The organism is Proteiniphilum acetatigenes DSM 18083, from assembly GCF_000380985.1.
GTDB classification, from domain to species: Bacteria; Bacteroidota; Bacteroidia; order Bacteroidales; family Dysgonomonadaceae; genus Proteiniphilum; species Proteiniphilum acetatigenes.
The window spans coordinates 348366-375027 of the sequence record NZ_KB905692.1; the positions used below are offsets into that span (position 1 = coordinate 348366).

Genomic DNA, 26662 nt, shown 5'->3' on the forward strand with positions numbered 1-26662 from the left:
TAATTTACAAACTCCTGAGAGTTATTTCTAAACGACGTCAACCTATCTGATATTTCGAGAAGTCGGTATTGAGCATGCTTCGGGTTTCTTTCAAGGCATGATGGAAAGCGTAGCAAGCGTAAATATCCTGAGGAAGATGCCCCTTTACGCCACGGTTAAGATATTCATACAGAAGCGGACGATAATCGGGATGGGCACACTTCTCGATGATCTCTTCGGCGCGTTTCCTTGGCCCTTTGCCCCGCAGGTCGGCTACACCAAATTCCGACACCACAATCTTCACAGAATGCTCATTGTGATCTTCATGCGTCACTTTGGGCACGATGCAGCTTATAGCACCATTCTTGGCGGTAGAAGGAGTAAGGAAAATAGAAAGGTAAGAGTTGCGGGTAAAATCACCCGACCCACCGATCCCGTTCATCATATGGGTACCATTCACATGGGTGGAGTTCACGCTGCCGAAGATATCCACTTCGATGGCGGTATTCAGGGCGATGATACCGAGTCGACGCGCCATCCCCGGATTATTGGAGACCTCCGACGGGCGTAATACCAGTTTATTTTTAAAGAAATCGAGATCGTTATAGAACTGATGAAGCGCATCATTGCTTACAGTAAGCGAACAGCCGCTGGCGAACGAGATGAAACCTTTCTGCATCATGTCGAGGACAGCGTCCTGTATCACTTCCGTATATACTTCGAAACGAGGGATATCGGGATTGCTTCCCATCGAGGCCAACACAGCGTTGGCAATATTTCCCACTCCCGACTGGATAGGCAGAAAATGGGCGGGAATACGTCCTGCTTTCATCTCCGACACGAAAAAGTCGGCCACATTGTTTCCTATCTGCCGGGTAACCTCATCCACCGGAGCGAAACCGCTTCCTTCGCCGTCCCTGTCGGTTTCCACCACAAATATCTTTTTCGGATCCACCTTCACATAATCGAGCCCTACACGTGCCTGTACTTCGAATATAGGTATTTCCCGCCGCTTGGGAGGATCCTGCAGTTCGTATATATCGTGAATACCACGTAATTTCGAGGGGACTTGCTTGTTAAGCTCCACGATCACGATATCTGCCAGCCGACAGATGGTGGGTGTAATCCCCACGGCGGTCGTCGGAACGATCTCCCCTTTCTCGGTCACTTCACAAGCCTCTATAACAGCCACATTGACCTTGCCGAGAAACCCATACCGGATTTCCTGGGCCAACTGCGAAAGATGAAGATCGAAATAGTCCAATTCTCCCCGGTTGATCGCATCACGCATATCTTTGTTAGTCTGGTAAGGTGTACGGAATTTGATCGCTTTCGCACGGGCGAGTGCACCGTCTATGGAGTCACCGGTGGATGCTCCCGTGAAAATACCGATCTTGAAAGGATTGCCTTTGGCATGTTCTGCCTCCGCCCTTTTAGCAATCTCTACCGGAACCACTTTGGGACATCCGGCATGGGTAAAACCGCTGAAGCCTACATTGTCGTCATTTTTCACGAGTGCCGCAGCCTCTTCAGCGCTAATAAATTGTAATGCCATAAACAGTAAATATTTTTGTGTTTAGATAAATCGATATATTTTCAATACTTTCTTTGCATAATCTCTCCGTAAATCAACCCTTTTTTAAGTTCTTCACGGCCTGTTCCATCTCTCAGACCCTGAAGCAACGGATGCAGTGATTTCCTTGATTGATCCTCCCGGACATTATCAGGTGAATCAGGTGAATCAGGATCCAGCTCATAAAAGGAATTTACATTATAATCAAAGGTATAACTCGAGAGGGTAGAGGGTTCTTCGTGAATAGATACCAGATCGATTGAGGACTGAAAATTATCGTATCTTTCCTTTGCCGAATAAGCAGCAGGTATCGGCGGGGGAGTTTTACGCTTTTTGCCCTGTGATTGAGGGGGTATAATCTCCTGCTCTTCATCCAAAAAGGGGCGGAATTCAGTTTCCGACCGCTCTTGTGCTTCTGATTGCTTCTGTTGCTGTTGCTTTTTCTTGCGGGAATCATTAAAAAAACCCAATATCATGAAAAATACCAGAAGGATAAAATAAATAATATCTCCAAACTCCATATTTTGATTAATTTTGCAACTGGACAAAAATAGTGATTTTTTCTGAATCGGAGGTTACATGGTCGATATAAAAATCGAGAGCAACTTCACAGTTACTCTCGAACAATTAACCAAAACCTTAACTATGAAAAAATTTTTATTTTTCCTTGTGGCAAAGTTAGTATAAGAAAAAGAATATTGCAACTTTTCTGTCGATAATTTGACATTTTAACTTTTCCCAAAAATTTTATAGTATATATCACAGTTTACAAATAAGTTATGAAACCGACCACCGAAGGTTCCATACACCGAAAAGAAAAAATAAAAAATCGTATGAATCCGAACGGAGTAAAAGAAAAAAAACTATTCATAGAGACTTACGGCTGTCAAATGAATGTGGCGGATACGGAAGTAGTCGCTTCTATCATGGAAATGGATGGCTACAGCCTTACCGATAATGACCGCGATGCTGATGCTATTTTCGTAAACACCTGTTCTATAAGGGATAATGCAGAGCAACGAGTAGTACAGCGATTGGAATATTTCAATGCACTGAAGAGAAAAAGGAAAGAACCTCTTATCGTGGGCGTATTGGGATGTATGGCCGAAAGGGCAAAATCGGACCTGATAGACGATCATAATGTCGACCTGGTGGTAGGGCCCGATGCCTATCTCGACCTTCCCAATTTAGTCGGGGCGGCCGAAAGAGGCGAAAAAGCCATCAACATTGAGCTGTCAAAAACAGAGACATACAAAGATGTAATCCCTTTAAAGTTGAACGGCAGCAACATCTCCGGATATATTTCCATTATGCGGGGATGTGATAAATTCTGTACCTACTGTATTGTACCTTTTACCCGCGGACGGGAGCGCAGCCGTGAGCCGGAAAGTATATTGAATGAGTTACGTGTCATGCGCGAAAAGGGGTTCAGGGAGGTTACCCTCTTGGGGCAGAATGTAAACTCCTACCGTTTTATGGACAGCAACAGAAAAATTGATTTCCCCGCGTTGCTGGCTATGGTGGCTGAAGCCGCTCCCGGGATGCGGATCCGTTTCACCACATCACATCCACGGGACATGACCGATGAAACGCTGGAAACCATCGCCAAATACAAAAATCTCTGTAACTACATCCACCTTCCCGTACAATCGGGAAGTTCAAGGATGATGAAACTGATGAACAGAAGATACGACAGGGAGTGGTACATGGACAGGATTGCAGCCATCAAACGGATCATCCCCGGTTGCGGACTTTCTACCGACATCATGTGCGGATTCCATTCTGAAACGGAAGAAGACCATCAGGAGACACTCTCCATGATGCGCGAAGTGGGATTCGATTCGGCTTTCATGTTCAAATATTCGGAGCGACCGGGCACTTACGCTGCAAGAAGATTGGAAGACAATGTACCGGAAGAGGTCAAAAGCAGACGCCTGCAAGAAATTATCGACCTGCAAATGGAATTGTCGCGGCAAAGCAACGAAAAGGATCTGGGTAAAGAATTCGAGGTACTCACAGAAGGATTCTCCAAGCGCTCACGGGAACAACTCTTCGGCCGTACCGACCAGAATAAGGTAGTTATTTTTGATAAGAAAAAACACCGCATCGGAGAGTTTGTAAAGGTGAAAATAACAGGCTTTACAGCCGCTACATTACTGGGAGATTCGTTGTCAGCCGAATAATATCCGATCCTGGAAATTTCTGTTTCGAAAAACAATTTTGCCGGTAATGTGTTCTATCTAATAAAGAAGGCGTTCAATAAGCTGTTAGGATTGTAGTAACAAAGCTTGATTGAGTATTATTAAAATAATATTTTCGTTATCTCAATGAACTATTTCGTTAAGTGAGAGCAGAAACAAAGCTTACTTTGGGTTATGCCTGGCACAGAAATAGTCTGATATACAAATTGAACTATTAACTATTAAACGCAAAAATTATGAAATCAGAAGCAAAACTATTATTAGGTTTAGGAATCGGCGTTGCTCTCGGAGCTGCAGTAGGTTACATTATGGGAAGTGACAGAAAAGAGGAGTGGCTGGAGCAGGCCAACGAGTTTGCAGATAAAGTACGAGCCAATGTCAAAACCGCTATCTACAAAGGAAAAAGCGAAGTACAGGATTTAAAGGAAGATATAGATGACATTGCCGAAATAGCCAAGAAAGAGCTGGCAAAACAATAAATATCTTATCCTTTAACCGAACAAAACGATGGAAGAGAAAAAGGTAAGTACGCTATTCGAGGAAATGCGGGATGATATTTCGAACTACATCTCCAGTTCGCTCGAACTCGGAAAACTGGAAGTGTACGAGAAAGTAAGTCTGGGTTCAGCTGCAATCAGTTATGGCCTGATTATAGCAGGGATCGCTTTGGTAGCGCTTTTTTTCGCACTGGTAACAGCAGCCCTCTACCTGGCTGAACTGCTTGAAAGCCTCTGGGCAGGCTTTGGCATTGTATCTGCATTTTCCATTTTGGTGTTGCTGATTATGCTACTTTTGAAAAAGCGTTTCAACCAGAAAATATCAAATGGGGTAGTACGCTTTCTGATGACGCAAGATGATAAGGATGATAAAAAGAGTGACAAATGAGTACCTATAAATTAACTCCGCTGGAGGAACTTCGGTTAGAAAAGAAACGGTTGCGTGAAGAACGTGTCATTGCAAGTCAACGGCTATCGTATCAATTACAGTATTTGAACGATAACTGGGGAACGATGCTCACAAAAGGCATAACTTCCTCGGTAAAATCAAAACTGGCCGAAACAGTAGATCATTTGTCGAGCGGTTCTTCTTATTCCGTCACTCCTTTTGTGACAAAGAGAACCAACCCCTGGTTGAATCTCGCCTTGTCGAATCTTCCTCTTATAGGATCTCTCTCATGGAAAGTCGCCAAACCGGCACTCATAGCATTTGCTGTCAGGAAGATTCCATCCATGCTGTTCGGTAGAAAAAGAAAAAGAATTAAATAGTGGATCTGTGGACGGTACTTACACCGTCCACTTTTGCTATCTTGGCACAGAGTTGATTCACTTCTTCCGCACTATGGACATGTATATTGAATACGCCTTCAAAGATGCCGTCATTGGTAGAAACATTTACGCTCTGTATATTCACCACCACATCCTCTGACAGTTTCGACAGTATAGTTCCTAATATCCCCACCCGGTCTATTCCCGTAAAAACGATGGATGCCAAAAAAGAATATTGCCGGTAATCACCCCATTTCACCGCAATGATCCGGTCACCAAAACTGGATTTCAACTTCAGGCCTGTCTGGCAGGAACGTTTGTGTACCTCCACCTCCTCTTTCTCGGTTACATATCCGAATACATCGTCGCCCGGAAGCGGGTTACAACATGAAGAAACAATAAAATTCTTACGGAAATTGGTTTCCGTAAGCAGGAAAACAGCTTTCCGGTCAATCTTCTCCCTTTCTCCGGATAACTCTTCCGACACAACAGATGGTTCGGATTCCTTTTGCCCGTTCTTTATATTTCTCTGATCGACAGGCGGTGCTTTTTTGATTGCATTCATCGCCTGTTTCATATATCGCACGAACAGGTTATCCTGTTTCTCCGGTTCAATCTTCATTTTAAAGAAGGCATCTTTATTGGAAGGAAGCAAAACTTCGTTATTCCCGATCAGATAATAGAGGTCATCTTTGTTCTCAGCCTTATAAACATGAAGTATCTTATTAAAGACTGTATTATCGATAGGTTCATTTTCAAACAGCTCTTCAAGCATTTTCTGCCCCTTTTCGGTAATCCGTCGCCGCTGTCGTCGCAACGATGCTTCAATCTTAGTTCGTGCTTTGGCTGTAGTCACGAAATTGAGCCATTCCGGTTGCGGGTTGACCGATTGAGAGGTGAGTATCTCCACCTGATCTCCACTGCTTAGCTTCTGACTGAATGGGGCCAGCGTATGATTCACTTTGGCGCCTAAACAATGATCGCCTACCCTGGTATGGATGGTATAGGCAAAATCGAGTGCTGTCGCTCCCTGTGGAAGGGTTTTTATCTCGCCTTTGGGAGTAAACACAAAAATTTCAGACGAGAAAAGATTCATCTTTACCGTATCCAGAAAGTCGATGGCATTCGGATTCGGATTGGCCAGCACCTCCTGAATGGTTTTCAACCATTTGTCCAATTCATTGTCCTCTTCAATCCTGTTTTCCTTATATTTCCAGTGAGCGGCAAATCCTTTTTCGGCAATATCGTCCATCCGGCGGCTGCGGATCTGTATTTCGATCCATTTTCCGTCCGGCCCCATCACCGTAAGATGGAGTGCCTGATAGCCGTTGGCCTTGGGATGGCTCACCCAGTCGCGAATACGATCAGGACGAAGTTTGTATATATCTGTGATGGCAGAGTAGATATCCCAGCATTGCTTTTTCTCATCCATACCGGGATGTACTTCGAAAATAATACGCACAGCAAACAGGTCGTACACCTCCGAAAATTCAATCCCTTTGGTCTGCATCTTGTTCCAAATGGAATAGACTGACTTGACCCGCGCCCGCATCTCATATTCCATATCCATTTTATCGAGCGCCTTTATCACAGGAACAGCAAAATTTTCATATATCTTGTTTCGCTCTGGTGCTGTCTCCTCAATCTTTTGCGTCAGGTCGGCATAGGTTTCGGGATGCTCATACTTGAAACAGAGTTCTTCCAGTTCGGTTTTGATAGCAAAAAGCCCCAGGCGATGCGCCAACGGGGCATAAATATACAATGTCTCTCCTGTGATCTTGTACTGTTTGGCAGCCGTCATGGAAGAGAGCGTACGCATATTGTGCAGTCGGTCTGCGATCTTGATAAGGATTACACGGATATCATCCGACATGGTCAGCAGCAATTTTCTGAAATTCTCTGCCTGCGCCGATACATTCTCGCCAAACATACCATGCGAGATTTTTGTCAGGCCATCCACAATCTGTGCGATCTTTTCGCCAAACAGTGCACGGATATCTTCCACAGTATAATCGGTATCTTCCACCACATCATGCAATAGGGAAGCAGAGATGGAGGTAGACCCCAACCCCATTTCTTTCGACACAATACGGGCTACCGCCAGCGGATGCATGATATAAGGTTCTCCCGAACGCCGGCGTGCGCCTTTATGCGCTTCTTTCGCCATGTTATACGCACGGGTGATGACGTCCACCTTCCGCCGGTGATTCGAATTCAGATAATCGTTCAGAAGAGCCTGAAACTCATTCTCAATCATCTGATCTTCCGCAACCAGTTTTTCTTCATCGCTCATATACCTATTTGACCCTGTTTATATTCTTTCGTTTAACCGGATTTTTACAATTCATCAATGTATGATCATCTGCTATATATGACAGGTATGGAAAAAGCCCGATTAAAATCCAGAAGTTTTTACTTAAGTGAACTATTTCGTTAAGCAATATGAGCAGAAGACAAGCTTGCTTGAATGTTTTCGGTAAGCGAGTACAGAGGAGAAACTTGTTTTTACTATGTCGAGCGTAGAAAACACCTAAGTATACTTGAATTATGCCATTGCGAGAAATAGTCTAACTTTAGTGAACGAAATTACAAATAAATCCAAAAATAACATCTATTCAACCGGTTATTTTTGCCCTGACAACTGTTTTGGATGTTAAAAAACAGTAGATAACACTCCTTCTGAACAAAATTGTCCTATCTTTGTTTTCTCATTCGACAGGGGGTGCCCAAGTAAACGGGCTGAGATCATACCCAAATCACCTGATCCGGGTAATGCCGGCGTAGGGAAAATAAAGTCCACACTTTCGTGGTTTTTCTGGTATATATCTTTACAAATCCCCTTTTTTATTTCACTAACTAACGATGTGCATCGCAAATTGCTTTGCCCATCCTAAAATTTAAAGTAAAAGTAAATGAAAAAGGTTTTTTTATTGCCGGCAATCTTGTTGGCATTGGTTTATCAGGTAAGGGCGCAAAATGCGCAAACCGACAGTCTCGATCAAATTCAACTGGAAGAGGTAATTGTATCTGCTACACGTGCCGGGCAAAATACACCGGTAACATACTCCAATATCTCTTCCTCTGATATCAAAAAAGAAAATGCGGCTCGAAATATCCCGGCAGTGTTGCAGTATCAACCATCAATTGTTTCCTTTACAGAAGACGGATTAGGAGTAGGTAACACGGCGTTCAGGATACGGGGTACCGATGCTACCCGCATCAATGTGACGCTCAACGGAATGCCGTTGAACAATCCCGAAAGCCAGGAGGTCTACTGGGTAAACCTGCCCGACCTCTCCAACTCATTACAAAACATACAGATACAACGGGGGGTAGGAACATCCACCAACGGATCAGCTGCTTTTGGCGCCAGTATCTCTTTACAGACGGCAGGCGCCCGCTCCGAAGCCTACGGTGAAGCCTCTACTGCAGTAGGGAGTTACGGTACATTCTTATCGAATATAGCGGCGGGAACAGGGATAATGAAAAACGGACTGTCGTTCGATACCCGCTTCTCACGTGTGTTGGGCGACGGCTATATAAGGAACGGCAAAGTGGATCACACCAACCTTTATGCAGCATTATCCCATTACCATGACAGACAGATGATCCGCCTGATCTACATGAAGGGGATACAACATACGGGGATCACGTGGGAAGGTGTTTCCGAAGAGCAAATGAAAGACGAAGAGTACGGACGCCGTTACAATCCCGCCGGAGAATATTTTGATGATGCGGGCAACCGGGTGTATTACGACAACGAAACCGACAACTACTATTCCGATATCCTGCAACTTACCCTTGCACGGGAACTGAACCGGCATCTCTCGATGAATGCCGGACTCAGCTATAACCATGGTTACGGCTACTATGAAAATTACCGGCACAACAGAAAGTACTCCGATTTCGGGTTAGAGCCGCAGACAATTAACGATAGTACTTACAGCCGCACCGACTTCGTACGGCAAAAGTTGATGAAAAATGATTTCTATGTGGCTAACCTCAATTTCAACTATAGAAGAAATGCGCTGGAGCTCACTTTCGGCGGAATGTACAGCTTCTACGACGGGAACCATTACGGGAGACTTCCCTGGATAAAACACTCGGAGAACATACCCGAGAACTACGAGTGGTACCGTAATGTGGGTGAAAAATCGGAAGTGAACCTCTTCACCAAGGCAGAATATCAACTGAATGAGAAACTGTCGTTTTTCGGCGACCTGCAATACCGGCACATCTCTTACCGTTTCAGCGGTATAGATGATGACCTGATGGATCTGACGGGGAAATTCAATTACAATTTCGTGAATCCTAAAGCAGGCCTTTCATTCCGGATGAATGACCATAACCGGTTTTATGCTTCGGCAGCCGTGGGACAACGGGAACCGCTCCGAACCGATCTGAAAGATGGGATAAAGGGAGGCGCCATCAATCCCATCAAGCCTGAACGGATGATCGATTATGAACTTGGGTACCGTTATCAGGGAGCCAATGGTATGCGGTTAGGGGCAAATCTTTATTATATGGATTATCATAACCAAATGGTACAGACCGGCAAGCTCAGCGACATAGGATATAAATTGATGGAAAACGTAAAAGACAGCTACCGGGCCGGTATTGAGCTGGAAGCAGCGATTCCGGTTTTGAATAACAAACTGGTCTTAGACGCCAACACCACACTCAGCCGGAATAAGATTGACAACTATACGGCCTACTTTGACGTGTATGATAACGAGGATGATTACAACTGGACAGGACAGATATCCAAAGATTACGGAACGACCGACATTTCATTCTCACCCAGTGTGGTGAGTGCTATAGGGGTTACCTGGCAGCCCACACAGACTCTCTACCTAAACCTGACAGGGAAATATGTAAGCAAACAGTATCTCGACAATACATCGGACAATGCAAAATCGATTGACGCCTATTTCGTGAGTAACTTTTCTGCCGGTTATACCTTTAAGCCATCGGCCGTGGGAACTTTCAACCTTCATATTTTTGTCAATAACCTGTTCAACAAGAAATATGTAGCCAATGGATGGGCATCCACAGATGCTTTTGAGAATGGAAGTACTATCAATTGGATTGGATACTATCCGCAGGCACCCAGGAATTATATGGCACGGCTTACGTTAAGTTTCTAGAAAATTATATACAGTAAACGGATTTTCTTTTTTGTTGGGAAAATCCGTTTACTTTTACACAAAAATAAATAATGCAGACCATTGAAATTATCGGCGCCGTTATCGGACTACTCTATTTGTATCTGGAATATAAAGCCAGCAAATGGCTATGGCCTGTGGGTGTACTGATGCCTATCGTCTATGTATGGATATTCTTCCAGAGTAAATTCTATGCAGATATGGGTATCAATGTGTACTACTTTTTCGCCAGCATTTACGGCTGGATGCGATGGACAAAGCATCAATCGGAAGGATCGGAACTACCGATCAGCCACACGCCCCGACGCTATATCCTGCCACTGTCATTGATAGGAACTGCTATTTTTGCAGTTATTGCCTTTATTCTGATCCGTTTCACCGACAGTCCCGTCCCCTACGGCGACAGCTTTACGACAGCACTTAGTATCCTTGGAATGTGGTTGCTTGCCCACAAATATGTGGAACAATGGTGGTTTTGGTTTTTTGTAAATATTATTTCCTGCGGACTTTATATATGGAAAGGGCTCTACCCCACCTCCATTCTTTTTGCGATCTATTCGGTGATCTCTCTATTCGGTTATTTCAAATGGAAACGGATGATGAAATAAAATTATGCAATGCACCGGCCGTTCAAACTGAGCAAATGCTCAATTCAAAATATTTTTGATTATTTTTGTCAAAAAAAATGATAAAAGTCTCTATACTTACAGACAACTATCCGGGTAGAAATACAAGTGCGGAACACGGGCTGTCATATTTTATTGAACATAAGGAGGTGCGTGTCCTGTTTGACACAGGCCAAAGCGACCTTTTCCTGGTCAACGCCGCTAAAATGGGGATCGACATGACGGTTATCGCCCGGATCGTCCTCAGCCACGGGCACTTCGACCATGGGGACGGGTTACCCTATCTTTCCGGGGGGAAGCTAGTCTGCCACCCGGGCTGCTTTACGAAGAGATACAGAAATGCAGACCACTCCTATCTTGGATTAAAATGCAGTTACCGGGAAACAGCAGAAAAATTCAACCTTGTTACCACCGACAAGCCCTATAAGATCAGCGACACGATATGGTTTTTGGGAGAAATTCCAAGGGTCACCGATTTTGAATCAACTCGTACACCTTTCTCATTGGAAGATGGCACTCCTGATTTTGTTCCGGATGACAGCGCAATCGCCATTTTAACAGAACACGGCCTTTTTGTCATTACCGGCTGTGGACACGCCGGGATTGTCAACACTCTGGAACATGCAAAAAGAGTAACCAATGAAAATAGGGTCTATGGTATCATGGGAGGGTTCCATCTGAAGAAGAAAGACAGACAGACCATGCAGACTATTCAATATCTTTTGAAACACAAGATAACCCATGTGATTCCTTCACATTGTACGGCATTCCCCGCATTGGTCCAATTTTCTGAAAATTTCGACATAAGATTACCGAAAACAGGAGATGTTATTTCCTTCTGAATCGATTTAAAGAGAAGAATGCTGCCCGGTTCAATATTGAAGATGTTTAGTGATCATCGCAAGGGGAACTAATTGAATTTTTCATCAGCCCCTAATTAAAACTGAAAAAAGTATATTATAAACGTATGTTCATTTTATTTACTAAATTTGCAATGGAAAAGTTACAGGATAAATGTTTGAACATCAAATTGAGCCACATACAAATCGAACACATGGATATGTAAGTGGTCAGAACTAAAAAAATAAAAATTTTATGCCTAACAGGGTAAGATATAGAAAAATCATGATGCCTCCACCGATGGATGGGTACAAGCCATTCGGCATCCCCCTTCGCCAGTTGGAATCGGTCACTCTTCTCTTTGAGGAGGTTGAAGCGATCAGGCTGGTTGATTACGAAGATCTCAGCCAGGAAGAAGCGGCTGAAAAAATGGATATCTCCCGGCCTACCTTTACCCGGCTTATCAATCAGGCAAGGAAAAAAGTGGCAAAAGCATTTGTTGAAGGCAGGGCCATTCTTATGCAGGGAGGGAATTATATCACCGAGGATTCCTGGTATAAGTGCCACAAATGCAACGAGACAATGACCACCCTGAAACAGGCGAGACAGTGTCGCAACTGCGATTCTGAGGATATTGTTCAGCTGAATAAAGAAACCATATCACGGAAACGCAGATTCCGCAGATGAACGCCTCATGGATATATAGGCGAAGATCATAATGAAATCATTTATGCTATATCACATTAGTGTATTCATCATAGCGCCAACGTGACCGCAGAAATCTGGAAGTTTACGAAAAACAACCCCAATCGTATTACCATGTCACAAGATCCGACATCTGCAACGCAATAGGGCGAAAAGTCGGATTAATAGAATTTAACCCGCCCGAAATGAACGTATGTTCATTTTATTTTATATATTTGCTGAAAAAAGGAGCCGCACTTATGTATTTGCGGTAAGTACCAGTGTCTTTGCAAGAGAGATTAAATTTCCGGAAGAGATGGCAGACAACCTGATATTCAACCGGATGATCAGCATATCAGTCTCAAAAGGCACAACAAATCATTAAACCCTTATCATAACGTTTTATATGCACAAGTTTAATAACGATACATTTTTCTGGATCGCCCTGTTCGCCATACTGGCAGCACTCATCAATGGGTTGGGAATATTCACTCTCTATAAAAATCAGGCATGGGCATTAAAGACAAAGCCCTATTTTATCTGTTTCGCGGCCGGGGTGTTGATTTCCACACCGTTAATGATGGCTTTGCCACAGGCGATACTAAAGAATTTCTATGCAGGATTCATGGCGCTGCTCGGTTTTCTATTCATGTTTTTTTCGAACGCCCTGATAAAAAAAAGAACCCAAACAGAAGTGTTGGCTTTCGGTATCGTTGCCGCAGAGGGAATAGGCATTCATTCTTTTATTGATGGCGTCATCTACACGGTCACCTTTAGTATCAGTATCACGGTCGGTCTTTTGGCCGCGACGGGACTGGTCATTCACGAATTTGCCGAAGGGATCATTACCTACACCCTTTTTTTAAAGGGAGGGGTGAAAAAGAAACGTGCTATGTTCTACGCGTTCCTGGTAGCCGGGCTCACCACGCCACTGGGTGCGTTCGTGGCCTACCCTCTTATAAACCGTCTGAGCGAGAGCAGTCTGGGATTGATGTTAGGCTTCGTGGCAGGTGTATTGATCTATATCTCCGCTGCGCACCTTTTGCCCGAGGCAAGGGGAGAAGAAAAGAAACACTCCGGTTACGCTTTTTTGAGCGGTGTGGGACTTGCCATCTTTATTGTATCCTCAAAACTGTTCTGATAATTTTCAAAACGTGTAATTATGCACACCGGTATGCCAACACCGTCTCTGCCAGGCTGGAGAATGTTTTTGTATCTGTTCATCCTGAAAAGGAGTAATGTGACCGGCATCCTGATTGCGGCCGGTATCTTCTACCCTGCCAACGGCTTTCTGTTAAATCTGATGATTGCAGGAGCAGCCATGGCATTGAGTAGCGTAAGTTTGTTAGCAATAACTTACGGTTGAAATGGAAAAAGTAAGAAAATAATTGGGGGCAGTAAAACAAAAAAATGTTTGACGGTGTTGTAGTTACTGAAGTTTCAATATAGATTTGAGATAAAAAGATGGATAACAAACAAACGGGAAAGCCCAACGACCATCTCGCGAATGAGAGAACATTTCTGGCATGGATCAGAACCAGCATTGGGATTATAGGCTTGGGATTTATCCTCGTCAAATTTTCAATGTTCATCAGGCAGATTTCTTTTATTGTTGAAGATCAGGCATCTCCATCACAAGGAAGCCACTCCGGCATCATAGGTGTGATTCTGGTCGCGATAGGCGCCTTGACGGCGGTAATGGCATACGCCAATTATAAGAAGATAGAAAAACAGCTTGAATCGAATAGTTATTCCAATTCAAATCAGCTCACCACTTATCTCACCGTGGGCATGGTCATCATAAGTATCATCCTAATATGGTACCTGGCCAAAAGTATCTGATCTTGCCGGTTCGCAAATCTCGCAATCCGGCCTATTCTTTATTTTTCAAAATGCTTTTGCGCACGTCGTTCATGGTAAAGGCATACTGTTTCCGTAGCCTGCCGAGTTTTTCACCGGCCCGGTCTGAAGGGATGTCCAGATCAGTTGCAAGCTTCTCCGCCGGGATGCCGTATTTGTTGGCAACAAACTGCAGGGTTTGCCTTCCGTTGATCTCCTGGTCGGCAAATACAATTTCAGTCAGGGTCGGCCCCATTTTTTTCGAATCCGCCGGAGTAGAAACGTCCATTTCCTTTTCTGTTTCTTTTGTCGCTACTTTACGGATTTCTCCCGGCAGCACGGTTCTATGAGTTTCTTGTTTGATTTTTCTGTTCAGATGTAACGATTCCCTTGTAACGATCTCCGGTTCCACAAAAAGAGGAAAGGCAATCAGGAGAAGACCGGCACCGACAACCAGTGTGGCCGATATTGCACGTAAAACTTTATCAGGAACCATTCGTTTGAAGATTCCAACGATCATTTTCCAATGCAGGATAATGTGAAGAAGTAAAAGAACGAGGAAAACGATACTGATGATCAGGTGAATGGATCCCCACTGGTGACGCGTTAATCCCCAAAATTCCAGTTCAACACCGGCCCCGTAGCGTTCGTTCCGCTGAATACCGGGGATCAGTACATATTTTATCAGGAAGCCGATTCCCGCCAAGGGCATGAGCAATAATAACATGATGATGTCAATGCTCAGGTTCAGTTTTGATTGATTACACCACTTTTGTTTCATTTTGGATAATTTTTTCAGTTATTGCTTAAAATCATAGTTGACGGGCAGGATCCCAGCCTTATTTTATTTTTCCCGTTTATAAGGCCGGGTCATCATGCCGCTTTCCAAAACTTTTACGTTTTGATGGCCGGTTGGAAGCGGTTTATGTTTTCAGGTTAGCGTGAATGGCTTTTAAAACAAAATCGGGGGCATGGCACGGTTTCCAATTTTCCTTTTTTACGAAGGCCAGTTCCGTTTCTGCTTCATTGATCAGTTCCTGCTTTTCATTATACAGGCTATAGCTGAACCAGAGCCGGACTCCTTTGACGGCTGTCAGGGTTGTTCTTGCAGTTAGCAGAGCATCGTACCGGGTGGTTTTCAGGAAATGGAAATCCATCCGGATAACCGGGAGCATGTATCCGGCATCTTCAACCGACTTATAAGAAATACCGATGCTCCGGAACAATTCCCAACGTGCTGCCTCGTAATATTTCGCGTAATTGGCATGGTGCATGGTTCCCATCTGGTCAGTATCCGGGTACAAGACCCGGAAAATGTAGTCGTATTCGATCATACTGCTGTTCTATTTATGCGTGCTTTCTTTTCTCTGATTGGCCAAAATGCTATCCGCCAGGCCGGAGAATACTTTTTGTATTTGCTCATTCTGAAAAAGAGTATCAAGCGACCCTTCATCACAACTTTCACGGATATGCTCATTCAGCGGTATTTGCGCGATAAGCGGGATCCCGAATGTTTCTGACAATTTTGCTCCACCTCCCTTGCCAAACAGGAAATATTTTTCGTCGGGATGAAGCACGGGAATAAACCAGGACATGTTCTCCACGATTCCCAGCACGGGTACCGCCACATTCTTGTTGTTGAACATACCGATCGCCTTGACCACATCATCCAGTGCAATCGTTTGGGGGGTAGTCACCACGACGGCGCCCGTGATTTCATACATCTGCAACAGGGTCAGATGCACGTCGCCCGTTCCGGGGGGAGTGTCGATCACAAGATAGTCGAGTTCACCCCAGTCCGTATCATTAAGCAATTGCCTGAGGGCATTCGACACCATGGGGCCGCGCCAGAGAAGTGACTGGGCAGGATCGATAAAAAAACCGATGGAGATCACCTTGATCCCATGGCAATCAAAGGGTTCAATCCATGTCTTCCCCTCCTTTTCAATGGAGAGCGGACGCTGGCCGTTCAGGTTAAAGAGCGTAGGCACCGAAGGGCCATGGATATCGGCATCCAGCAACCCGGTTACATAACCCTCCTGCGCCAGTGAAAGCGCGAGACTTGCCGCAACGGTCGATTTACCAACGCCTCCTTTTCCGGAAGCAACAATAATAATGTTCTTAATATGGGGCAACTTTGTCTTTTCAAAAGGCACTTTTGCTGTTTTACTTTGCTCGTTCATCTTCTTCTTTTTATTTTATTTATTCAATTTTCCCTGTATCAATCTTTTTTGCAATCCCGACAGCCGGTCGATGAAGAGGATGCCGTCGAGGTGATCCTATCATATCTCCGTTAAATTCCTGATCCAAAATAATTTACCGTCATATCTCACCTGCCTGACCTTTTTCTCTTCGATCAACTGCTCTAACAGCGTGTTGTCCGCCCGGTTCTTCCGGAGTAGCTCACTCATTGCTTCTTCCCTGATGGGATGCACGGCGCTGATGTGAAGGATATCCGCCCTGGCGTCACCGGTAAAGCCGGTATTGGCGCCCTCAAAGCCGAGCAATAGCTCCGTTTTTAAACCGGTTTCTGAATAGATCTGCCAGGCACGGTTGACAGCCGCTTCATCCGGTTTTTTCACGGAAGGTAAAGCAGGGGGACGGGTTGGTACAGAGAGATAGGCGATATCAGGGTCTATCTCAGCGATCAAAACTGCGTTTTTACGCAGCAGTTCCGGATAATCATTCACCCCATTCACCAACATTGTCTCAGTAGCCAGGGTACCATCGAAAGCAGCCGCAAAGGAATGGAGCCCGTCGAGATAATCCTGGAACGAGAGATCGGGGTGAGGTCTGTTGATTTTCCTCCAGACCGGCTCATTGTTCGCATCTATCTTCACCGACACCCAGTCGGCAAGCGACAACTCGTCCCGCACACGCTCATCCCTTAAAAAGGAAGCATTAGAGATCACCGCGACCGGTATCCCAATTGTTTTGAGTAGTTTGATCGATCGTCCCAGATAAATATCGAGTGTAGGTTCCCCGTTGGCGACAAAGGTGAGATAATCGGGTATTTCACGCAGTTTCCAAAGATGCTCCTCTACTGCCCTAAAGATCTGTTCCGGCGAATAAAACGATTGCCGGGTAAGCGTATAGTGACGGGTGGCGCCCACCTGACAGTAGATGCATGCATAGGAACATATCTTTTTACCGGGTATATTATTGATCCCCAGGCTCTGTCCCAGTCTTCGTGACGGTATGGGGCCAAAACTAATCATATTTCCTCTTTTTTCTGTTTAAAAACGCCTCATCCTCCCAAACGGGTAAAACCGGTCATATTTCCTCTTCTTTATGAATACCCATGCGGTTGAATTTGAATATTTGTTGATGGAGAGACAATATTTCCTTCGCCGCGGTCGATTCCGGTGCCCATTCAACGACGGTTTTACAATGCAGCATTGCCTCCACCACCTCCGGTTCAAAAGGGATCATTCCGACCAACGGAATACCCTCACGCCCGCACCACTCCGCTATCTCGACCGTTATCTGCCCGTTCAGGTCATATTTATTGATCACCACCGCCGAAGGTATATGAAAGCGGTCGGTCAGTTCTTTCACCCTTATCAGGTCATGAAAAGCCGACCGGCTCGGCTCTGTCACAAGTACGGCAAGGTCTGTACCGCTCATGGAGGAGATGGCGGGACAACCCGTGCCGGGTGGCCCGTCGATAAGGATGGTGTCAACGCCCCTTTTCTCCTGTAGCATTCGGGATTGTTCACGCACCACATTCACCAGCTTGCCGGAGTTCTCCTCTCCCGGTGCCAGGCGTGCATGCACCATCCATCCGTTACGGAAACTGCCTGTATACCAAAAGCTGTTGTTACTCTCCTTCATACTGATGGCATCGGCCGGACAGACATGCATACAAAGCCGGCAACCGTCGCATGAAGTCACGGAAACGGTAAAACGGCCATCGTGAAACAAAATAGCGTCGAACCTGCAGTGATCCATACAGGCGCCGCAACGCGTACAAAGGGATTGGTTGATTACCGCTTTAGCGCCCGTGGTGAACCGTACCTGTTTCTCATCCTCCGGTTGTAGAAGGAGATGCAGGTTGGCCACATCCACATCGCAATCGGCTACTATCAACGGCCCGTCAATGGTTGCCAGCGCTGCGGCCAGACTGGTCTTACCCGTTCCCCCCTTGCCACTAAGTATTACTATCTGTTTCATTTTTTTAGAGCCAAGCATTCCTGAACGTTTTATCCGTTCAAAAAATGAACTGAAACGCTTGAATTTTGATTTTTCTTCTTAAAAGACTATGAATCAATAAACAAGACACAAGAGCCAAGACATTTTAATTATATTCTTGTGGAAGAATGATTAGTATGTTCGTTTCATACTGATTGAAAATGGAGGATCTGTTTTAACAATCGCCGGAACATTTCCCTGTAGGAAGTATGTTCCCTGGATAGAAGTCCCCCGTCGGAATATATACGGGCGATCTCCCGGTCAAAAGGTATCTCCATCAGCAACGGTATATCGTATTCCTTAAGCCACTCATACATCTCCCTGTTGCCCGGCCCTGCTTTGTTGATAACCACGCCAAAGGGCTTACCGATCTGCTGGACGGTAGAGACCGACAACTTCAGATCATGCAGTCCGAACGGGGTGGGCTCACTTACCAAGACAACGTAGTCTGCCTTATCGACCGTAGCAATAAAGGGGCAGGAAATGCCGGGCGGTGAATCCAGAATAGTCACCTTTTTGTTGCCAGCCTCGTGAATAGCTTTTTTTATCACCGCCACTGCGGAGTAAACCCTAACCTCCGAACGGCCCTCTGTCAACCGGGAGCGAGGTCCATAAGCAGACCGCTTCACCTTACCCAATAGACGGGGCTTCTCAGTGATGGCGCCAGCCTCGCAGGCATAACTACATGCACCGCAATCGTGACACAAATCGGGCAACACCTGGATCCACCTTTTTTCCGGCAGATAGAGGATGGCATTGTAAGCACAATAATCGTAGCATTTCCCGCAGAAAGTACATTTGTTGGGGTCAATTACCGGCACCTGTTGGAATACCTCCGTCACCGACTCCGTATCGCCGGGCAAAAAACCGGCTACGTTAGGCTCCTCCGCGTCACAGTCGGCCAGCACACATTCCATACCCATCTCTGAAGCCAACCAAAACAGGTTGGTAGCAACAAACGTCTTACCGGTACCTCCCTTACCGCTGGCAATCGCTATCCTCATCCTGTCCATCCATTTTCACCATCCTCCATTACCTTTCAATATTATTGCCGACACAGACAAAGCTGCCTTCCTTTACTCCCAGCCTGTCAGCAATCACACCACATTTTACCATCAAAAGAAAGAAGATATCCCTCTTTTGCTCTTCTATCAATCCCTCCAGATTGCCCTGCCCTTTGGAGATGACCAGATCGGCTTCTTTGAAAAGTTGAAGAAACTGGCCGGAGCATCTCTCCAGGATTGTCGAGGGAGCGTCATAACCGTTATCGGTCACATGGGCTACTTCATCCATCCCAACCTGCAGGGCGTCTTCTCTTGTCACATCGTTAATCACCGGAGCGCCCCGCACGGCATACCACACGTTCGGATGATGAAAGGTTTCAATAAGCAGTTTATCAAAGACAATCTCGCCTGCATTGTCGCCCAGGTAAAGGATTGTTTTCGCACCGGAGATCCGTCGCTGTAAGTATGCAACATGATCAACGGCGAAATCACTGCTTTCCACCATTTCCAAGGTCTGCTCCAGATCAAAAGAGTCCGATACTCCATAATCGATAATATTTCCGGCAACAGCAAGCCGTACTGCCGTGTCAAACGGATTGTCCGAGTGGTCAATCCTCTTCCTAAAGGCCTCATACATATAGAGTAACCGGGCGTTACTATCATATTTTACCTTCCTGTAAGGATCGGCTACCCCGCTTCTTTCACTGAAAAGCTTGTAAAGTTCTCTTGACAAGGCAGGGACAGAAAAACCCGCGCGTCCGTTTTGAAAGAGAGAGAACATCTCCGCCGCAAGCGCTTTTTTCTCTTGGGCGGAGAGCACCTGCTGCTCAATCAGTCGTTCGAAGTTACGGGCAAAGCAAAAATAGCATCTGTAGTCTGCTTCCACATTTCAACCTTTTTAGTGATCGCAGGCATTTTTACCGGCGACAAGCGATTGCCGATAATAGTCGGCGACCAGCTCACGCGGACTCTTATACTCGGCTGCCACATGCACCTTTATCTCTTGTTGCTCGAAGAGCTTGATGGCTTTCTGTCCCATCCCCGCCGCAATCACTTCGGTAACGCCCCTCTCGGCGAGCCATCCCGGCAGCAGTCCGGGCTCATGCGGCGGTGGAGTCAGCAACGTCTCACGCAGGATCGTTCCCTCTTCTGCTTCAATAATGGCAAACTGACGGCAGTGTCCAAAATGTTGACATAGCCTGCCCTCTTCCAGGGGTATCGCGATCACCTGTTTCATGCAAATCGTCCTTTACAGGATCCGTCTCTTCTTCTTAACCCCTGTCTCATTCCTCTTCCGCCCCCCGGCTGAAAAGGAACATTCGACCCATTTCCTTCGACCATGGGAGTGTCCCTTCTCTCGTAGCGGGACTGGTTAGGAGCATCTGCCCCAGTTCCTTCCCGCGCTTCGAAATCGTTTCTCCCTCTGTTGGCCGGGTTACAACGTCCCCGTCCTCTTCCACTCATAGTCCCCTCTCCGTCGGGGCCTTTTCTGTTAAATCCAGGCATAATTACCTCCTTTTTTAAATATTTTTTTTGAGAAATTGAATCACTTCGCCAATATTTCGGTATCCATCCTCCAGCCGGACCAGTCGAACAGGAAGCTGATCGATGATCGATGCCGCTTTCCCACCGGGATCTCCTGTAATGATCTGTTCCACCCCTTTCGATACTACCAGTTGCACCGAAGCGGGACCGGCACCTTCATTATAGTCTCTCTTGGGATTTTCAATAAACTCAACAGACTCACGCTCCGTATCATAAATAACAAAATATTTGCAGCGTCCAAACCGCCTGTCAGGTGCGGAAGTCAACTCCTTGCCGGTGGACGTGATGGCTACTTTCATTGGATGGTTCTTTAACGATTATTTTCTAATTTCAACTGTTTATATTATAACAACGCCACAAATATAATGAACATACGTTCATTTCGCAAGTGTTTTCCGTTTTTTATATAATTATTTTTTTATTCCTCAAGTGTTATAGTAAAGATCATTCCCTTTTAGCCGTATATCTTCATAGGTTTCAGTTGAATTAGCCTCCCTCTATTTATAGCGGGCGGATGGTACGTTTTTTCAATCAGGTATATAGAGCTATTCCGTTAAGTAGCACGAATTGAAACCCAATTCACTTGAAATTACGTCGTTGCGAAGATTATCCCGGAATCTGTATGGGCTGAGATCAATTTTATTTGGGTTATGCCATAGGGGGAAGTTTTTTGATCTCGGTATTCGGTCATTTCAAATGGAAACGGATGATGAGCAGTGAAACAACTGCTGAAAGGCAAATCGGTTGAGAAGCCTCAAACCACAATTGCTTCAGTAAGTTCGTCAAGAGAGAATCCTGCAAAATATTGGGAAATATCAAGAGTTGCCAGTGCCTTTTTCACCTCCGAAGAAGTGTATATCACCCCTTTTAAGGCGTCCTGCGGCACAGCTAAATCACCGTTCTTCCCGAAAAAGGTACCGTAGAAACGGATTGCCTTTATCCGGCCATTTCCGATATTGAGAAAGACTTGTATTCGTCCCGCAGAATAACGCTTTTCACGGACTACCTCTGCCACCGGGTTATGCCCATAAGTCCATTCCCAGTTGGCAAACTTTTCCTGACGGGCTTTTTCAATCTCATTTTTTTCATTTTCACTAAAATGATATTCTTTCATTTCGGGAAACTTCCGTTTCATCTGCGACAATATCTTATCTGCAAACTCATGGACGGTGATCTTTACCGGAAGATTGGGCAGGATATTATCCACCCGGCTACGAACCGATTTCACCCCTTTAAAATCGACCGTCTCTTTGGATACTTCCAGTGCTTTGGCAAGTACACTCAAATCGGTATCGAACAGCAGGCAGCCGTGATGCATAACCCGGTTACCCACATAAGCCTGCGCATTACCACAGATCTTTTTGCCGTCGATAGTAATATCGTTCCTGCCGGAAAATTCAGCTTGAGCACCCAATTCGGCCAGTGTCTCTATAACCGGTTGTGAGAAAGCCCTGAAATCGAAATCATTTTCTCCCTCCTCTTCATTGGAGATGATAGTATAATTCAGATTATTCAGGTCGTGATAAACCGCTCCACCTCCGGTAATGCGCCGTACCACATGAATCCCGTTTTCCTGGACAAAGCGGTTGTTGATCTCTGCCTGTGTGTTCTGATGCTTTCCGACGATGATAGCCGGTTCATTGATCCAAAGAATAAAAATCTTGTCGAACTGTTTCAACTCCTTGAAACAAAACTCTTCCAACGCAATATTATAAGCGGGGTCAGTACTTTTATTGACAATATATATCATAAGATAAAAGGAGGGCGGGCTCCGTCATCTTTCAGCCGGAACCCGCCACAAAACATATATAATTTATTTACTTCTTCTTTTTGGGTATATGTACCGCTTCATCCAGGATATCGGCAAAGGCTTCGAACAGCGCTTCGGAATAGGTCGGATGCCCATAGATGGTCTTTATCACTTCATCCACTGTGATCTCCATTTCCATGATCAGCGATGCCTGGGTAATGATCTCCGCGGCAGACGGGCCAATGATATGCACACCCAGCACTTCCCCATAGCGGTTATCGGCAATCACCTTCACGAAACCATGCGCTTCGCTCGATGCCAAAGCACGACCGTTAGCGGCAAAGCTGAACCGCCCGATGCGGATATCGTCGTACTTCGCACGTGCTTCCTCTTCGGTCAGACCGACCATAGCCACTTCGGGCGAGGTATAAACCACTGAAGGAGCGGAAAGTAGTTTGATGGAACGATGATTTCCTTTTACCGCATTCTCTGCCGCTACTTCACCCATACGGAAAGCCACGTGGGCAAGCATCTTGATACCATTCACATCGCCGGGTGCATAAATACCTTTGACGCTCGTCTCCATGTACTTGTCCACTTTTATCTTACCCCGTTCGGTCTCGAACTTCACCTCACCCATTCCTTCGAGGTCGGGCACACGGCCAATGGAGATCAACGCCTTATCGGCAATCACCGACTCTTTCCCGTCGATCTTGATCTCCAGTTTATCACCTTTATCCACGATTTCAGTAATACGGGCAGAGGTAATTACTGTCATGCCTTTCTTCTTGATGATCCTGGTCAGCTCGGCGGAAACTTCATGGTCGAGAGGCGGCACAATACGATCCATCATCTCGATGATGATTACTTTGGATCCAAGGCCGGCAAACGATTGTCCCATCTCGGTACCGATCACGCCACCACCAATGACAGCCAGTGTTTCGGGTACTTCCTTGATAGCGAGAAGATCATCGCTGGTAAGCACCTTGTCGCTCTCGATACCGGGAATATTGATCTTGGATGCTTTGGATCCTCCTGCCAAAATGATCTTGTCGGCTTTGATGATCTGCGAGTCGTTCACTACCACATCCTTATTCTTGTTAATCTTACCAATACCCTGGTAAATATCCACACCATTGCTCTTGAGGAGGGCTACAACACCGCTGGTCAGTTTTTTCACTACTCCGTTTTTGAACTCCTGCACTTTCTCCATATCCACTTTGATCTGTGAACTGTCGATCAGGATTCCCCTTGTGGATGCTTCCCGGATATGTTCGATGATCTCGGCATTTTTCAGATAGGCCTTTGTGGGGATACATCCTACATTCAGGCAAGTACCTCCGAATTCGCCTTTTTCCACGATAGCCACCCTGGCGCCCAGTTGGGCAGCCTTAATGGCTGCCACATATCCGGCAGGACCGCCACCGATCACAACCACACTATAATTATCCTCGAGACGGATCATCCGTTTATCTTCTTCACTCTCCTTTTCACCTGTATCTTCGATTACCTCGGGCATCAGTGTATCCACCGACTCATTTTCCGACCCGATATAACCGATCACCTCGGTAACAGGAACCGTATCACCGTCGGGGTGCACGATTTTCAGCAGGATACCCGACGCCTCCGCCTCGATCTCCATACTGGTCTTGTCGGTCATTATCTCAAGAATGATCTCACCTTCCTTTACCGGATCACCCTCTTTTTTCAACCATTTCACCACTTGCCCTTCGGTCATGTCTATACCGGCCTTGGGCATGATTATTTCATAAGCCATATATCTATTTTTTTGTATTTCCTATTGTCACTCTTAGATCAATAAAGTGATCGGATCTTCCATCAATTTTTTCAGATCGGTCATGAATTTCGCTGCTGTCAGCCCGTCAATGATACGGTGATCGCTGGTAAGGCTCATCTTCATGATGGGTCGTACAACCGCTTCGCCATTCACCGGCACAAGTTTTTCCTTTGTCGAGGCGACACTCAAAATGGCGGCGTTAGGTTGGTTGATGATGGCAGTGAATTCATCTACAGGGTACATCCCCAGATTACTGATCGTAAATGTACTTCCGGCCTGCTCGTCGGGTAACAGTTTCTTTGAAAAAGTACGTTCCGTCAAATCTTTCAATGCGACCACAAATTCGCTGAGGGACATTTTGTCGGCATTCTTCACTACCGGTACCAGCAGACCTTCGTCCAGACCGACCGCCATTCCCAGATGCACATAATTGTGAAAGGTCAGTTCCGTTCCTTCGGGGTTGAGACTGGCATTGATATACTTGTGTTTCAACAGCGTTTTCACTACCGCCAGCGAGATCAGGTCGGTTACCGTCAGTTTTTTTCCGGTTTTCTCCTGTATAGGTTCGATCAACCGTTTACGTAACGCCAGCAACTCGGTCATGTCCACTTCCCATGTCTGGATAAAAGTGGGTATGCCGAAGTAGCTTTCCGACATCCGTTTGGCGATGATTTTCCGCATCTGGGTCATCGGCACAGTCTCGGTTTCTCCTGCAACCGGTATATCCTGTGATGCGGCAGGCGCTTTCTGTGGTGCTTCTGTTGTGGGTTTGGCTGCAACCTGATCTGGTTTGGGGACAGACACTTCTCCAAAATCATTGAGCGTGAATCTGGCTTTCAGGTCGGGATCGGAAATCAGTTGCAAGACATCATCTTTCATGATCTTATTGCGGTGTCCCGATCCTTTTACCCCTTTCAGGTCTATATTGTGTACTTCGGCAATATGGTGGGCAAGCGGAGAAATATGTGTTTTCTCCTCGTAATTGAAATTGGCTATATCGTCCTTATGGATACGGCCCTTGTAACCTGTGCCGGTCACACTGAGCAAATCCACTCCCAGACGTCTTGCCAAAGCCCTGGCCGCCGGTGTTGCCCTCAATCTTTTATTTTCCATCACTCCCTTTTTATCGGTTATTCACTAATTTGAGGATGTATTTCTTGATCCGTGCCACATTGGGTATCATGGCAGCCTCCAGTGTCTGGTTATAGGGGATGGGTACATCCTCACCGGCAAGACGCAATATCCGTCCATCAAGAAAATCGAATGCATCGCTTTCGGCAATCATGGCGGCTATCTCGCCAATGAAACCGCCTGTTTTATGTGCATCGTTTACCAGCAACACCTTCCCGGTCTTCTTCACCGACTCAAGTACCGCCTCTTTGTCAAGCGGCGCCAGGGTACGCAGGTCTACCACCTCTACACTTACCCCTTCGGCTTCTTCTACCTCTTTGGCCGCCTGCATCACCCGTTCCAGCATACGCCCATAGGTGATGACCGTTACATCTTTCCCTTCCTTCTTAATTTCAGCTTTCCCGATAGGCAATACAAATTCCGGATCAAGGGGTACTTCACCTTTCATATTATATTGTGCTTTATATTCGAGGAAGATCACCGGATTATTATCGCGGATAGCCGCCTTGAGCAATCCTTTCACGTCGGCCGGCGTACCCGGGGCAATCACTTTGAGCCCGGGGATATGGGTAAACCAGGCTTCAAGCGATTGAGAGTGTTGCGCGGCCGAACCAACGCCACCTCCCGCAGCGGCACGGAATACCACTGGTATCTGCCCTTTCCCGCCGAACATATATCTTGTTTTAGCAGCCTGATTCACAATATTATCCATCATATAGACGATAAAGTCCATAAATGTAACATCCACAACGGGTCGCATCCCGGTCATGGCCGCTCCTATGGCTGCACCGGAAATGGCATTTTCTGAAATAGGTGTATCACGCACACGTTCCTTACCGAACTCTTCGAGCATCCCTACCGATGTTCCGAAATCGCCTCCGAAAATACCTACATCTTCTCCCATCAGGAATACGTTCTCATCACGACGCATCTCTTCCGACATTGCCATGATAATGGCATCGCGAACAGACATGAGCTTTGTTTTATTTTCCATCTGTTTTTTCTGCTGTTGTTATTTTGTATAAGCGACAGAGACGATGAAGTCTCTGCATTATGTCATTTTTATTGGGG

At 45.8% G+C, this 26662-nt stretch carries 29 protein-coding genes and 1 riboswitch; of the genes, 12 read left to right on the forward strand and 17 right to left on the reverse strand.

Going from position 1 to position 26662, the window contains the following annotated elements; translation table 11 throughout:
• Positions 1-37 precede the first annotated feature (37 nt).
• Together F597_RS0101120 and F597_RS0101125 are read right to left on the reverse strand one after the other, a co-directional pair.
• A complete protein-coding gene (locus tag F597_RS0101120; protein ID WP_019537865.1) occupies positions 38-1534 on the reverse strand; it encodes a butyryl-CoA:acetate CoA transferase in 1497 nt (498 codons plus the stop codon).
• A 41-nt stretch (positions 1535-1575) separates the two neighbouring features.
• Positions 1576-2073 carry a hypothetical protein gene (locus F597_RS0101125; protein WP_019537866.1) on the reverse strand — a complete coding sequence of 166 codons (498 nt, stop codon included), beginning with the start codon at positions 2071-2073 and terminating at the stop codon, positions 1576-1578.
• Between the two features lie 312 nt (positions 2074-2385).
• On the opposite strand from F597_RS0101125, the gene miaB reads away from it, so the two are divergent.
• The 4 genes from miaB to F597_RS19880 all read left to right on the forward strand — a co-directional run bounded on the left by miaB (position 2386) and on the right by F597_RS19880 (position 5018).
• Positions 2386-3735 carry a tRNA (N6-isopentenyl adenosine(37)-C2)-methylthiotransferase MiaB gene (gene miaB / locus F597_RS0101135; protein WP_026326991.1) on the forward strand — a complete coding sequence of 450 codons (1350 nt, stop codon included), beginning with the start codon at positions 2386-2388 and terminating at the stop codon, positions 3733-3735.
• Positions 3736-3989: 254 nt separating this feature from the next.
• Positions 3990-4232 (forward strand): YtxH domain-containing protein, encoded by a 243-nt coding sequence (locus F597_RS0101140; RefSeq protein ID WP_019537869.1) that lies wholly within the window; start codon positions 3990-3992, stop codon positions 4230-4232.
• A 28-nt stretch (positions 4233-4260) separates the two neighbouring features.
• Positions 4261-4638 carry a phage holin family protein gene (locus F597_RS0101145; RefSeq protein ID WP_019537870.1) on the forward strand — a complete coding sequence of 126 codons (378 nt, stop codon included), beginning with the start codon at positions 4261-4263 and terminating at the stop codon, positions 4636-4638.
• Positions 4635-5018, forward strand: a complete 384-nt coding sequence (locus F597_RS19880; RefSeq protein WP_019537871.1) for a hypothetical protein — start codon at positions 4635-4637, stop codon at positions 5016-5018. Before F597_RS0101145 ends, F597_RS19880 begins: the two co-directional genes overlap by 4 nt.
• On the opposite strand, the gene F597_RS0101155 is transcribed toward F597_RS19880, so the two are convergent.
• Positions 5011-7311, reverse strand: a complete 2301-nt coding sequence (locus tag F597_RS0101155) for a RelA/SpoT family protein (RefSeq protein ID WP_019537872.1) — start codon at positions 7309-7311, stop codon at positions 5011-5013. The two genes, F597_RS19880 and F597_RS0101155, sit on opposite strands and share 8 nt — an antisense overlap.
• A gap of 415 nt (positions 7312-7726) precedes the next feature.
• A riboswitch (TPP riboswitch) is annotated at positions 7727-7823 on the forward strand.
• A gap of 107 nt (positions 7824-7930) precedes the next feature.
• On the opposite strand from F597_RS0101155, the gene F597_RS0101160 reads away from it, so the two are divergent.
• The 8 genes from F597_RS0101160 (at position 7931) to F597_RS0101200 (ending at position 14175) form a co-directional block, all read left to right on the forward strand.
• A complete protein-coding gene (locus tag F597_RS0101160; protein ID WP_026326992.1) occupies positions 7931-10165 on the forward strand; it encodes a TonB-dependent receptor in 2235 nt (744 codons plus the stop codon).
• Between the two features lie 71 nt (positions 10166-10236).
• Complete coding sequence (pnuC, locus tag F597_RS0101165) at positions 10237-10791, forward strand: nicotinamide riboside transporter PnuC (protein WP_019537874.1); 555 nt, start codon at positions 10237-10239, stop codon at positions 10789-10791.
• A gap of 77 nt (positions 10792-10868) precedes the next feature.
• The gene (locus tag F597_RS19885) at positions 10869-11651 is read left to right on the forward strand and encodes an MBL fold metallo-hydrolase (RefSeq protein ID WP_019537875.1); all 783 of its coding nucleotides are present in this window, start codon (positions 10869-10871) and stop codon (positions 11649-11651) included.
• Positions 11652-11904: 253 nt separating this feature from the next.
• On the forward strand, positions 11905-12336 hold the full coding sequence (locus F597_RS19890; RefSeq protein WP_044059915.1) for a DUF134 domain-containing protein: 432 nt from the start codon (positions 11905-11907) through the stop codon (positions 12334-12336).
• A 211-nt stretch (positions 12337-12547) separates the two neighbouring features.
• Positions 12548-12718 (forward strand): hypothetical protein, encoded by a 171-nt coding sequence (locus tag F597_RS22250; RefSeq protein ID WP_019537878.1) that lies wholly within the window; start codon positions 12548-12550, stop codon positions 12716-12718.
• A 21-nt stretch (positions 12719-12739) separates the two neighbouring features.
• A complete protein-coding gene (locus F597_RS0101190; RefSeq protein WP_019537879.1) occupies positions 12740-13474 on the forward strand; it encodes a ZIP family metal transporter in 735 nt (244 codons plus the stop codon).
• Between the two features lie 21 nt (positions 13475-13495).
• Positions 13496-13699 carry a hypothetical protein gene (locus F597_RS22520; RefSeq protein ID WP_026326993.1) on the forward strand — a complete coding sequence of 68 codons (204 nt, stop codon included), beginning with the start codon at positions 13496-13498 and terminating at the stop codon, positions 13697-13699.
• Between the two features lie 98 nt (positions 13700-13797).
• On the forward strand, positions 13798-14175 hold the full coding sequence (locus F597_RS0101200; RefSeq protein WP_019537880.1) for a YidH family protein: 378 nt from the start codon (positions 13798-13800) through the stop codon (positions 14173-14175).
• Between the two features lie 31 nt (positions 14176-14206).
• On the opposite strand, the gene F597_RS0101205 is transcribed toward F597_RS0101200, so the two are convergent.
• The 14 genes from F597_RS0101205 to F597_RS0101270 form a co-directional block, all read right to left on the reverse strand.
• A complete protein-coding gene (locus F597_RS0101205) occupies positions 14207-14953 on the reverse strand; it encodes a DUF4405 domain-containing protein (RefSeq protein ID WP_019537881.1) in 747 nt (248 codons plus the stop codon).
• A 142-nt stretch (positions 14954-15095) separates the two neighbouring features.
• Positions 15096-15506 (reverse strand): acyl-CoA thioesterase, encoded by a 411-nt coding sequence (locus tag F597_RS0101210; protein WP_019537882.1) that lies wholly within the window; start codon positions 15504-15506, stop codon positions 15096-15098.
• Between the two features lie 9 nt (positions 15507-15515).
• Positions 15516-16355 (reverse strand): Mrp/NBP35 family ATP-binding protein, encoded by an 840-nt coding sequence (locus tag F597_RS19895; protein ID WP_019537883.1) that lies wholly within the window; start codon positions 16353-16355, stop codon positions 15516-15518.
• A 99-nt stretch (positions 16356-16454) separates the two neighbouring features.
• Positions 16455-17390, reverse strand: coding sequence for a radical SAM protein (locus F597_RS0101220; protein WP_019537884.1), 936 nt, complete (start codon positions 17388-17390; stop codon positions 16455-16457).
• 55 nt (positions 17391-17445) lie between these two features.
• Complete coding sequence (locus tag F597_RS0101225; RefSeq protein WP_019537885.1) at positions 17446-18345, reverse strand: ATP-binding protein; 900 nt, start codon at positions 18343-18345, stop codon at positions 17446-17448.
• A gap of 164 nt (positions 18346-18509) precedes the next feature.
• Positions 18510-19376, reverse strand: a complete 867-nt coding sequence (locus tag F597_RS19900; RefSeq protein ID WP_019537886.1) for a nucleotide-binding protein — start codon at positions 19374-19376, stop codon at positions 18510-18512.
• Between the two features lie 19 nt (positions 19377-19395).
• The gene (locus F597_RS0101235) at positions 19396-20253 is read right to left on the reverse strand and encodes a damage-control phosphatase ARMT1 family protein (protein ID WP_019537887.1); all 858 of its coding nucleotides are present in this window, start codon (positions 20251-20253) and stop codon (positions 19396-19398) included.
• A gap of 12 nt (positions 20254-20265) precedes the next feature.
• Positions 20266-20604, reverse strand: coding sequence for a NifB/NifX family molybdenum-iron cluster-binding protein (locus tag F597_RS0101240; protein WP_019537888.1), 339 nt, complete (start codon positions 20602-20604; stop codon positions 20266-20268).
• Positions 20601-20873, reverse strand: coding sequence for a DUF5320 domain-containing protein (locus F597_RS0101245; protein WP_019537889.1), 273 nt, complete (start codon positions 20871-20873; stop codon positions 20601-20603). The genes F597_RS0101240 and F597_RS0101245 overlap by 4 nt, the downstream gene beginning before the upstream one ends.
• Positions 20874-20887: 14 nt before the next feature.
• Positions 20888-21211, reverse strand: a complete 324-nt coding sequence (locus F597_RS19905; RefSeq protein WP_019537890.1) for a NifB/NifX family molybdenum-iron cluster-binding protein — start codon at positions 21209-21211, stop codon at positions 20888-20890.
• Between the two features lie 455 nt (positions 21212-21666).
• Positions 21667-22662, reverse strand: coding sequence for a lipoate--protein ligase (gene lplA / locus F597_RS0101255; RefSeq protein WP_019537891.1), 996 nt, complete (start codon positions 22660-22662; stop codon positions 21667-21669).
• Between the two features lie 67 nt (positions 22663-22729).
• A complete protein-coding gene (lpdA, locus tag F597_RS0101260; RefSeq protein ID WP_019537892.1) occupies positions 22730-24439 on the reverse strand; it encodes a dihydrolipoyl dehydrogenase in 1710 nt (569 codons plus the stop codon).
• Positions 24440-24472: 33 nt separating this feature from the next.
• Complete coding sequence (locus F597_RS0101265) at positions 24473-25573, reverse strand: dihydrolipoamide acetyltransferase (RefSeq protein ID WP_019537893.1); 1101 nt, start codon at positions 25571-25573, stop codon at positions 24473-24475.
• Between the two features lie 10 nt (positions 25574-25583).
• Positions 25584-26585, reverse strand: coding sequence for an alpha-ketoacid dehydrogenase subunit beta (locus tag F597_RS0101270; protein ID WP_019537894.1), 1002 nt, complete (start codon positions 26583-26585; stop codon positions 25584-25586).
• Positions 26586-26662 lie beyond the last annotated feature (77 nt).